Origin of the sequence: Pseudomonas sp. Sample_24, from assembly GCF_004307605.1 — a bacterium.
GTDB lineage: Bacteria > Pseudomonadota > Gammaproteobacteria > Pseudomonadales > Pseudomonadaceae > Aquipseudomonas.
On the sequence record NZ_RCNW01000431.1, the window covers coordinates 21,685 to 31,946 of the forward strand.

Consider the following 10,262-nt stretch of genomic DNA (forward strand, 5'->3'; position numbering starts at 1 on the left):
ATTGCCATTCCTGCGGGCCATCGCTAAAGTGACGGCCCGTTTTTGTTGCCTTGCTAACGAATTATGACGCCCCTAGAACGATATCAAGCTGATCTGAAACGCCCGGAATTCTTCCACGACGCCGCCCAGGAAACTGCCGTGCGTCATTTGCAGCGCCTGTACGACGATCTGGTCGCGGCCGAGCAAAACAAACCGGGCCTGCTGGGCAAACTGTTTGGCAAAAAAGATCAGACCCCAGTCAAGGGCCTGTACTTCTGGGGCGGTGTAGGTCGCGGCAAGACTTACCTGGTCGACACCTTCTTCGAAGCGCTGCCGTTCAAGGAAAAGTCCCGCACCCACTTCCACCGCTTCATGAAGCGCGTGCACGAAGAGATGAAGACCCTGGGCGGCGAGAAAAACCCGCTGACCATCATCGCCAAGCGCTTCGCCACCGAAGCCCGGGTCATCTGCTTCGATGAGTTCTTTGTTTCCGATATTACCGACGCCATGATCCTCGGCACCCTGATGGAAGAATTGTTCAAAAACGGTGTAACCCTGGTCGCAACCTCGAACATCGTGCCGGACGGTCTGTACAAGGACGGCCTGCAACGCGCGCGTTTCCTGCCGGCCATCGCGCTGATCAAGCAGAACACCGAAATCGTCAACGTCGACAGCGGCGTCGATTATCGTCTGCGTCACCTCGAACAAGCTGAGCTGTTCCACTTTCCGCTCGACGAAGCGTCCCACGAAAGCCTGCGCAAAAGCTTCCGCGCGTTGACGCCGGAATGCACTGCGGCGATCGAGAACGACGTTCTGATGATCGAAAACCGCGAGATCCGTGCCTTGCGCACCTGCGATGACGTGGCGTGGTTCGAGTTCCGCGAACTGTGCGACGGCCCGCGCAGCCAGAACGACTACATCGAACTGGGCAAGATCTTCCACGCCGTGCTGCTCAGCGGCGTCGAGCAGATGAGCGTCACCACCGACGACATCGCCCGACGCTTCATCAACATGGTCGACGAGTTCTACGACCGCAACGTGAAGCTGATCATTTCTGCTGAAGTTGAACTCAAGGATCTGTACACCGGCGGTCGTTTGAACTTCGAGTTCCAGCGCACGCTCAGTCGCCTGCTGGAAATGCAATCCCACGAATTCCTGTCCCGGGCACACAAGCCGTAGGATGTCGGAAAACTAGAAAGGCCTGCGATTGCAGGCCTTTTTTGTGGGTTATGCGCTGCGGTTGAGATAGCGCGATAACTCATGCTGTCGCTGACAACCAAGTAGCAACCAAAGCAGGACTCTGGCTTTACGCGGACAGAGAAACCCGGCCATGGATGCCCCCTTGCGCACCAGGTCCATTTCACTGCCAATAAAACCGTAGGTGGATTGCGCGGTGGAGCCGGAACCGGTGCGGGTCGCAATGATCACCGGTATTTTTTCGGCAATGTGTTCGATCACCTCAGCCCATTTCTGCGAGACGTGCCCGGCGCCGAAACCGGCGATCACCAGCCCGTCGTAGCCCAGGTGCAGGATGTTTTCCAATAGCAGGGTATCGGCGCCAAGCGACGCCTCCAGCAGGGCCACCTTTTGCGTGGTGTGTTGCGGCCAGGGTAAACACTTGCGCTCGGACGGATGATGGAAATAGCGAACCGCGTTTTCCACAACCAGGCCGGCGATTCCGAATACCGGGGAAGAGAATGCCTGCAGGGCGAGCGACTCGGTTTTGCGAACACAGTGGGCCTGATGGATCTGCCCGTTCATCACCACCTGAACTCCCCGTTGTCGACTGCTGGCAGCCAGGGCAACGCGGCAGGCATCCAGCAGATTGGCCGGGCCATCGGCGCCTGCCTGTTTTGCCGAGCGCATGGCGCCGGTCAGGACCAGCGGTTGATCACAATCCCATAGAAAATCAAGAAACGCTGAAGTTTCTTCCAGCGTGTCGGTGCCTTGGGTAATAACCACGCCATGGGCGCCTTGCTCAACTTGATATTTCGCCCAGGACATCACGCTGAGCAATACCTCGAAATCCAATGAAGCGCTGGGCAACAGGCCGAGCGTTTCAACGGTGATCCGCGCCAGTGTCGCCAATTCGGGCACTGAAGCCAGCAGGGATTCGCCGCTGACGGTCGGTATAACACCTTCGCCGGAATGGCTGGCTTGCATGCTCACCGTGCCGCCGAGCGCAGCGATGGCCAGTTTGGGCAGGTCCATTTGATACCTCACATGATGGTGGTAAGCGGGGCTGTATCGGCTTTTGAGGCGGCGATACAGCCCGAGAGCAGTCGGTCAGTGGGTGATCAGCCACCCCACCAGAGGGAGGATCAGCAACGTGCTGATCGCCATGGACAGGACATTGGCGATGTAGGCGTGCATGTCGGTCGGCAACCGTTTGGCAATCGCACAGGCCAGGGGAGGGGCGATCAATGCTCCCAGGAACGCACTTGAGACGATGACCTGCCAGCTGCCGCCATGGGTCAACAGCGCCGCTGGCACAACGGACACCAGCGGAATGTAGGTGGGATACCAGCCACGCAACATCCATTGCCTACGCCAGATCATGATGCCCATGGCCGAGGTCAACGCCTGGGCGCACAGCAGTTGTGGCAACAAGCCTGAGCCGTAGACCGGGCTCAAGGGATTCAGGGTGTAGGCCAGCAATGCACCCAGGATCAATCCGAGGCTGGCCAGTTCATTGCCAAAGAATGGCGCTTCGGAAAAGTCGGCGAGGACTCTGCGCAGGGTCCAGATGAGGCCGTAGTCCGGTGTCCTGGTGATGGTGGGGCTTGCGTCGGCGGGTTTCTCGGCAAGATCAGGCGGTGCAGTGTTTACCAGGCTTGGCAGGTAACGACAGAGCAGAAAGGCAAACACACTGGCGACCGCCATGCCCAACACATTGCCGACTACCGCTGGCAAGCCCAACGGGTTGCACAGGTGATTGACGATCAGCAGGCACATTGGGGTGACGAGTACCGCACCCATGATTGCGCCATTGATCGTGACCTTCCAGCCACCGCCAAACATCAGCACCATCGCCGCGGGCAGCGAAACAAACGCGGCAAAGGTCGGTTGCCAACTCGAGGCGGTCACCGTCCAGCCCCACAGCAGGTTACTCAACAGCAGTCCAAGCAGCGAACTGGTCACCAGCCACGGCCACAGACCTGTGCCATAGCAAATGGCAAAGCCTTGCCAGGTTTTCCCCGTCCGGTTCGCCCAGTAAGCGAGATAGGCACCCGCCAACAAGCCGATGGAGGCGAACTCATGTTTATAAAAGGCGACTTCGCTGATGTCCCCCAGTACCCAGCGTAACCAGGCGCTTGGCTCGGGAAGGGCAGACACCATGTCGCTGTAGCTTGGCCAGTGGGCCGACCAGAATGTGCGGTTGGTGAAAGAAAGCCAGGTAATCAGTAACGCTGTGCCAATCAGCAACAGAATGATCGCGGTATCAACCGGCGATCTGTGTGCAAGCCGGTTTTTTTGCGGGGTGATATCCATTGTCTGTCTCCTGTATCAGCGTGGGAGACATGGGTGTTGGCTGTAACCGAGCATTTGATCGTAGAGATCGGCTCGACGGTCGCGATGCAGGTCGTTCAGGCTGTTCCAGATCGGTGCGCTGCGGGAGCTGGTCAGGTCGATATCGGCAAACAGGATTTCCTGCTGGTCTGCCGATGCCACTGTGCCAATCGGCCAGCCGTTGGTCCCGGCAATCAGCGAGCAACCGAGATAGCGAGCGCCGCGCTCCTCACCGATTCGGCTTGCCGCTGCAATAAACACATTGTTGACATGGGCCGCTGTCATCGTCAGGTACGACGCCATGCACTTGCCGGCATCATCGAACAGCGGCGGTGGCGTCCACACCCAGTTGTTCAGGCTGCAAATAATGTCTGCGCCTTGCTGACTGAGGATTCGTGGTACCTCCGGAAACCAGATGTCCCAGCAGATCAACAGGCCGATACGGCCGATGGGCGTTTCAAACACCGGAAAACCAAGATCGCCAGGGCTGAACCAGAGCTTCTCGAGGTTCCACAAATGAGCTTTGCGGTACTTGCCGATAAAGCCGTCAGGCCCGAGCAGAACGCCGGTGTTGAACAGTCGCATACCGTCGCGTTCAGCCAGGCCGGCGACGAGATACACCTTGTGTTTGCGGGCGAACGCCATCCACAGCTGGACGCTGGGTCCGTCGGGAACGGCCTCCGAATGGTCGAAGGCATCCTGTCGATTGCTGAAGAAATACCCGGTACTGCAAAGCTCGGGCAGGACGATCAGGTTCGCTCCGCCATCGACCGCTTCCTGCGCCAGCTCCAGGCTACGGCTGAAGTTGCTGTCACGATGCTCCAGGCCGACTTGTGGATCGAATTGCACGACTGCTACACGAACAGGACTTGTTGGCTCGCTCATTACGAATGACCTCTTTTTATTGTTATTCACGCCTTGTTTAACGGCGTGTTTATGAGAGTTCAAACGGCAGGGAGGCGGTAGTCAGCGGCTTCCGGCATGGCTGTAGTCCATGTCCGAAGATCGCGAAGGGCAGGGCGCTGGCAACGCGTTGTCAGGTCTAAGAGTGTTGATATAGAGCGGTCAAGGCGAGGCAGAACCAACGGTTGAGGTGCGTTGGTTCTGGCGGATGGCTCCGGGCTTCAGCCCCGAGTGCGATAATGTGGATAGTCGCTCAGGCAGAAACCGCCGTTAAACACGGCCTGAGTCTTGTTGCAGATATGAATCACCGCATCCACGGCACCGCGCAGGCAAGGTTCTGTCCAGCCGGCATCAACTGAAAACGATTCGCCGGAAAGATACAGGCCGGATAGGTGCGAATGGTCCCGGTTGTATTTCATCAGGCTGACTGCATCGTAGTAAGTGCCAGGCCGGTATAACTTTGCACAGCCCAGGGCATTCCTGTCGGTCATCCAGCGTTGAACCATGGCTTGTTCGATGCGAATGTACGGAGAGATCTTTTCCTGGATGTTGGCAGAGTTCATCAATATTCGATCAAGTTCCTCCACGCATTTTGATACCAGTTCACGGTCGGTAAACAGCGCCAGTTTGGTTGCGTCGTCCTCCCAGGTGTAACTCAGCAATATGCAATCGTATTGATAGTTGTCGTTGTAGCGATAACTGTATACGTCATGAATGAAACTGTCGGTCACAATGGCCTGGGGGATTTTACTTGGCCCCGAAAGAAACGATTTGCTTAAGGGGGCATACACTTTGCAACTGGTTTCCCAGTGCGCTGTTTTGTAGGCATTGATCGTCTCGTAAGGCAGCATTTGCTGATTGAAGTTTTCCAGCCTGATACAAGTTTCGATCAGCCATGAGGGCAGGGTCATGATCACTGAATCAAAATCATCGAACTGCTGCCGGGATAGAAGTGGTTGACTGAATTGCCAAGTGTAATGGACGCGGATTTTTTGATTGTCCAGTTTCTCCAGTTTGCTGACCGATGAATCACTGAAAAAACCGCCAGCGCTTTCAAGGCAATGCTCGTAGAACGATGTGCCTGTGCTGTCGGTTGGCAAAAACATCAGGCATTCATCGAGTGCCACAAGCCCGATGTAGCGTGGGCTGTCGAAGCGCAGGCCCTCGGTGTCGATAACAGCCTCGCAGTGCAAATAAGGGGCCGTCAGCGGCACCCCGCATGCATCGACTCGACCATGCACAAGTTGCAATCGGCTGCTGAAGCCGAAAATCGCGGTTCGCAGTGGATAGAGCGCACACACGTCATAAAAAGCCCCCCAGCTTCCATCGCCGATACCTATCGAATAGAAAAGAGTAGATTCGTGGGGCGTCATTCCCACCCCGCCAAAATCCCCTGGTTGTTCCGTATTCCAGTTTTCCAGAGGCGGCATGCCTACCAGGTCGCGAAACGAGACACCCTCATACCTCTCAACGATGGCCGCCCAGACAGATTCCCATTGCTGTGTGGCGTACACCTGCATTATCTGCCGGGTCATCCTGTCGACAAAGGTTTTCCACTTGGCGCACACGGTTTGCAGCGCCTCGTCGGGTGGTGGCGTCAAACCATCCTTATTGGTCCAGATCAACATGTGCGGCATCGGGTGCCCGCCCAGGCTGCCTTCTTGCAGATAAATGCCTGTCGAATTCACCCATCGACTGCCCGGATTGGGAAAGTCCGAAATGGCCAGGTCAAATTCATTGGCGTAGTAAGCCATCAGTGACCGACCTGCTTTCGGCAGCTCGTTTTCCCTGTTGAAGAACGGCATGCGCATTGCGCCCATCTCAAAAGGGGTATGGTTTTCCTCTAGCGGGTGGTTGCCATGAACAGTCAAATGCCTGCCACCGATGCGTTTCGATTGCTCGATCAGTGTTATGTCGATAAATCCACAGCGATACAGTTCTCTGGCGGCGGTGAGTCCGGTAACGCCGGCACCAATGACGCATATTTTGTGATCAGGATCAGTGGCTCGGGCTATGCCATGTTCCTGTTCAACCAACGCTCGATAGTCAAAACAAAGGTCCGGCGGATTGGGAAAGCGGGCCGCCCATTTTTTACGGGTCAGCAATGAACTTGGCGTATTGGTCGTTGCATCGTTTGAAGTCGGCTGGGAACTCGTTTCTGTTGTCATCGGGTTCTTCCCTGAGCGCACTGTCCGGTGGGGAAGAATATGTTGGGTTTTACAGGCGTCGACACGCAAGCGTACAAAGGGATTGCTCGCTACTCTGTATTCCGCTTTTTGTGTAGGGCAAGTAATTCGTTTGTCTGTTGAATTTAAACGATGCAGCCAAGTACCGTTTAAAGCTAAAGCAAGTACCGCCCTGTGACTTCAGGGCGGTACTTGTTTGACTGATTATGCCGCTTGTTGAAATTGCTGCCGATACTGGTTCGGCGAGAGTTCCGTGTGCTGGCGGAACAGCCGCGCAAAGAAGCTCGCATCGTCATAGCCGACTTCGTAGCTGATGGTCTTGATGCTCTTGCGGCTACCGGACAGCAGGCCCTTGGCGGTTTCGATGCGCAGGCGTTGCAGGTAATGCAACGGCTTGTCGCCGGTGGCCGTCTGGAAGCGGCGCATGAAGTTGCGGATGCTCATGCCGTGCTCGCGCGCCACGTCTTCGAAGCGGAATTTATCGGCGAAGTGATCTTCGAGCCAATGCTGGATCTGCAGGATGATCACGTCCTGATGCAGTTTTTGCCCGCCGAACCCGATGCGTCCCGGGGAATAGCTGCGTTGCACTTCATAGAGAATGTCCCGTGCCACGGCCTGGGACACGTTGGCGCCGCAGAAGCGCTCGATCAGGTAGATGTAAAGGTCGCAGGCCGAGGTGGTGCCGCCGGCGCAGAACAGGTTGTCGGCGTCGGTCAGGTGTTTGTCCTGATTGAGCTGCACCCGCGGAAAGCGTTCGGCAAAGGCATTGAAGAAGCGCCAGTAGGTGGTCGCTTCCTTGCCATTGAGCAGCCCGGCTTCGGCCAGCCAGAAGACACCGGTCGCCTCGCCGCACAGGACCGCGCCGCGTGCATGTTGCTGGCGCAACCAGGGCAGGACTTGCGGGTAACGTTTGCAAAGGCTGTCGAAATCGTCCCAGAACGCTGGAAGTACGATGATGTCGGCATTTTCCAGTCCGCCATCCACCGGTATCAACACATCGCTGAAGGTATTGACCGGTTTGCCGTCGGGACTGACCAGGCGAGTCTCGAACGCCGGTGTCAGGCCTTGGCCCAATTGTTTGCCGTAGCGAAGGCTGGCGAGATGGAAGAAATCCTTGGCTTGCATGAGGGTGGAAGCGAAAACCCGGTCAATCGCCAGGATGCTGACGCGCCGCAATGGCGTGGAGGCTTGGTTAGACATAATTCAACTTTATTTTTATAGGGGGAAGTGGTCACCAGACGGCTGGATCGTCTTATTTTTTGTCGGATGTGTCCAGTGTCCTGTATCGGAAGCCAGGCATAGTCTCTGAAGGTCATCTCCTTCCAAAAATAACCAAAAGGTGCCGCATGATCCCCAGAACCCTGTTCAGTTCCGAGCACGAGCTTTTCCGCGACAGCGTGCGCACCTTTCTGGAAAAAGAGGCTGTGCCGTTCCATGGTCAATGGGAAAAACAGGGCTTTATCGATCGCAAGCTCTGGAACAAGGCAGGGGAGGCGGGGATGCTGTGCTCGCATCTGCCGGAAGAATACGGCGGGCTGGGGGCGGATTTTCTCTACAGCGCGGTAGTCATCGAAGAGGTGGGGCGACTGGGGCTGACCGGAATCGGGTTCTCCCTGCATTCGGACATCGTTGCGCCGTACATCCTGCATTACGGCAGTGAAGCGCTGAAACACAAATACCTGCCGAAACTGGTCTCCGGGGAAATGGTCACGGCGATTGCCATGACGGAGCCTGGGGCGGGTTCCGACTTGCAAGGGGTCAAGACCACTGCGGTGCTCGATGGCGACGAGTACGTGATCAACGGCTCCAAGACATTTATCACCAACGGTTTTCTCGCCGACCTGGTGATAGTCGTGGCCAAGACCGACCCGAAGGCCGGGGCGAAAGGTACAAGCCTGTTTCTGGTCGAAGCCAATACACCGGGGTTCGAAAAGGGCAAGCGTCTGGAAAAGGTAGGCATGAAGGCTCAAGACACATCGGAGCTGTTCTTCCAGGATGTTCGCGTACCGAAGGAAAACCTGCTGGGCCAGGCCGGGATGGGCTTCGCGTACTTGATGCAGGAATTGCCGCAGGAGCGCCTCACCGTGGCCATTGGCGGCTTGGCATCAGCCGAAGCGGCCCTGCAATGGACCCTGGATTACACCCGCGATCGCAAGGCGTTCGGCAAATCGATTGCGGATTTCCAGAATACCCGTTTCAAACTGGCGGAGATGGCAACCGAAATCCAGATCGGCCGCGTCTTCGTCGACCGCTGCCTGGAACTGCACCTGCAAGGCAAGCTCGACGTGCCGACGGCGGCGATGGCCAAGTACTGGGGCACTGACCTGCAATGCAAAGTACTCGACGAGTGCGTGCAGCTGCATGGCGGCTACGGATTCATGTGGGAGTACCCGATCGCGCGGGCATGGGCGGATGCGCGCGTGCAGCGGATCTATGCCGGGACGAACGAGATCATGAAGGAGATTATTGCGCGGTCACTGTAATGCCGTGTTGATCGTTCCCACGCCTGCGTGGGAACGCCTAAAGGGACGCTCCGCGTTCCAGCTTCAGAAAGGGACGCGGAGCGTCCCGGGCTGCATTCCCACGCAGAGCGTGGGGAGCGATCATTCGATCAAGGCGCAGGATTCGGATGATCCTTGTGTATCGCTTCAATCCCTTCCAGCACTTCCTCCGACAATCTCAGATCAAAACTGGCAATGTTGCTCTCCAGTTGCTCCAGTGTGGTCGCGCCGATGATGTTGCTGGTCACGAATGGCTGCTGCGTCACGAACGCCAGGGCCATTTGCGCCGGGTCCAGGCCGTGCTCGCGGGCCAGGGCCACGTAACGGCTGCAGGCTGCTTCCGATTGCGGGTTGAAGTAGCGGCTGAAGCGGCTGTAGAGGCTCAGGCGACCTTTCGGCGGACGCGCGCCACCTTCGTATTTGCCCGACAGGAAGCCGAACGCCAGCGGCGAATAGGCGAGCAGGCCGCATTGTTCGCGGATGGCAATTTCTGCCAGGCCAATTTCGAAGCTGCGATTGAGCAGGTTGTACGGGTTCTGGATCGACACCGCGCGCGGCCAGCCACGGGCTTCGGCCAGGGCGAGGAAACGCATGGTGCCCCATGGCGTTTCGTTGGACAGGCCGATATGGCGGATCTTGCCGGCCTTGACCTGTTCGTCCAGCGCTTCGAGGGTATCTTCCAGCGGCGTCAGGTTGGCTTCGATCTTGTGCTTGTAACCCAACTGGCCGAAGAAGTTGGTGCTGCGCTCCGGCCAATGCAGCTGGTACAGGTCGATGTAATCGGTCTGCAAGCGCTTGAGGCTGGCCTCCACGGCTTCGGTGATGTGCTGCCGGTTGTGCCGAAGGTTCTTGTCGCGGATGTAGTCGATGGTGTTGCCGGGACCGGCGATCTTGCTGGCGAGGATCCAGTCGGCACGATCACCGCGGCTTTTGAAGTAGTTGCCGATGTAGCGTTCGGTGGTGGCGTAGGTTTCGGCCTTGGGCGGCACCGGATACATTTCGGCGGTGTCGATGAAGTTGATCCCCGCGCCCTTGGCTCGTTCGATCTGGGCGAAGGCGTCTGCCTCGCTGTTTTGCTCGCCCCAGGTCATGGTTCCGAGGCAGAGGGCACTCACATTCAGATTGGTCCGGCCTAGCTGGCGATAGTCCATCGGGTGCTCCTTGGGCAAAACAATCATAAAAG

General features: G+C 57.3%; 8 protein-coding genes. 2 read left to right on the forward strand and 6 right to left on the reverse strand.

Annotation, left to right across the window (positions count from 1 at the left end):
• Positions 1 to 63 precede the first annotated feature (63 nt).
• Positions 64 to 1,158: a cell division protein ZapE gene (gene zapE / locus D8V06_RS25400; RefSeq protein ID WP_056853221.1), complete on the forward strand. Its 1,095-nt coding sequence runs from the start codon at positions 64 to 66 to the stop codon at positions 1,156 to 1,158.
• Positions 1,159 to 1,206: 48 nt separating this feature from the next.
• On the opposite strand, the gene D8V06_RS25405 is transcribed toward zapE, so the two are convergent.
• From D8V06_RS25405 to D8V06_RS25425, 5 genes are all read right to left on the reverse strand, one after another.
• Positions 1,207 to 2,190: an asparaginase gene (locus tag D8V06_RS25405; protein WP_056853220.1), complete on the reverse strand. Its 984-nt coding sequence runs from the start codon at positions 2,188 to 2,190 to the stop codon at positions 1,207 to 1,209.
• Positions 2,191 to 2,265: 75 nt separating this feature from the next.
• A complete protein-coding gene (locus D8V06_RS25410) occupies positions 2,266 to 3,471 on the reverse strand; it encodes a hypothetical protein (RefSeq protein WP_130907944.1) in 1,206 nt (401 codons plus the stop codon).
• 15 nt (positions 3,472 to 3,486) lie between these two features.
• Positions 3,487 to 4,374, reverse strand: a complete 888-nt coding sequence (locus D8V06_RS25415) for a nitrilase family protein (RefSeq protein ID WP_056853218.1) — start codon at positions 4,372 to 4,374, stop codon at positions 3,487 to 3,489.
• A 239-nt stretch (positions 4,375 to 4,613) separates the two neighbouring features.
• Positions 4,614 to 6,560 (reverse strand): FAD-dependent oxidoreductase, encoded by a 1,947-nt coding sequence (locus D8V06_RS25420; RefSeq protein ID WP_130907943.1) that lies wholly within the window; start codon positions 6,558 to 6,560, stop codon positions 4,614 to 4,616.
• A 222-nt stretch (positions 6,561 to 6,782) separates the two neighbouring features.
• Positions 6,783 to 7,703 (reverse strand): GlxA family transcriptional regulator, encoded by a 921-nt coding sequence (locus D8V06_RS25425; RefSeq protein WP_177336558.1) that lies wholly within the window; start codon positions 7,701 to 7,703, stop codon positions 6,783 to 6,785.
• Between the two features lie 221 nt (positions 7,704 to 7,924).
• On the opposite strand from D8V06_RS25425, the gene D8V06_RS25430 reads away from it, so the two are divergent.
• Positions 7,925 to 9,061, forward strand: a complete 1,137-nt coding sequence (locus D8V06_RS25430) for an acyl-CoA dehydrogenase family protein (RefSeq protein WP_056853215.1) — start codon at positions 7,925 to 7,927, stop codon at positions 9,059 to 9,061.
• Between the two features lie 128 nt (positions 9,062 to 9,189).
• Here the strand turns inward: D8V06_RS25430 and D8V06_RS25435 are convergent, their stop codons facing one another.
• Positions 9,190 to 10,230, reverse strand: coding sequence for an NADP(H)-dependent aldo-keto reductase (locus tag D8V06_RS25435; RefSeq protein ID WP_130907942.1), 1,041 nt, complete (start codon positions 10,228 to 10,230; stop codon positions 9,190 to 9,192).
• Positions 10,231 to 10,262 lie beyond the last annotated feature (32 nt).

Coding starts and splice junctions, on each gene's coding strand:
- D8V06_RS25425 (WP_177336558.1), bottom strand. CDS start 7,703: ATGCAAGCCAAGGATTTCTTCCATCTCGCCAGCCTTCGCTACGGCAAA.
- D8V06_RS25420 (WP_130907943.1), bottom strand. CDS start 6,560: ATGACAACAGAAACGAGTTCCCAGCCGACTTCAAACGATGCAACGACC.
- D8V06_RS25430 (WP_056853215.1), top strand. CDS start 7,925: ATGATCCCCAGAACCCTGTTCAGTTCCGAGCACGAGCTTTTCCGCGAC.
- D8V06_RS25410 (WP_130907944.1), bottom strand. CDS start 3,471: ATGGATATCACCCCGCAAAAAAACCGGCTTGCACACAGATCGCCGGTT.
- zapE (WP_056853221.1), top strand. CDS start 64: ATGACGCCCCTAGAACGATATCAAGCTGATCTGAAACGCCCGGAATTC.
- D8V06_RS25415 (WP_056853218.1), bottom strand. CDS start 4,374: ATGAGCGAGCCAACAAGTCCTGTTCGTGTAGCAGTCGTGCAATTCGAT.
- D8V06_RS25435 (WP_130907942.1), bottom strand. CDS start 10,230: ATGGACTATCGCCAGCTAGGCCGGACCAATCTGAATGTGAGTGCCCTC.
- D8V06_RS25405 (WP_056853220.1), bottom strand. CDS start 2,190: ATGGACCTGCCCAAACTGGCCATCGCTGCGCTCGGCGGCACGGTGAGC.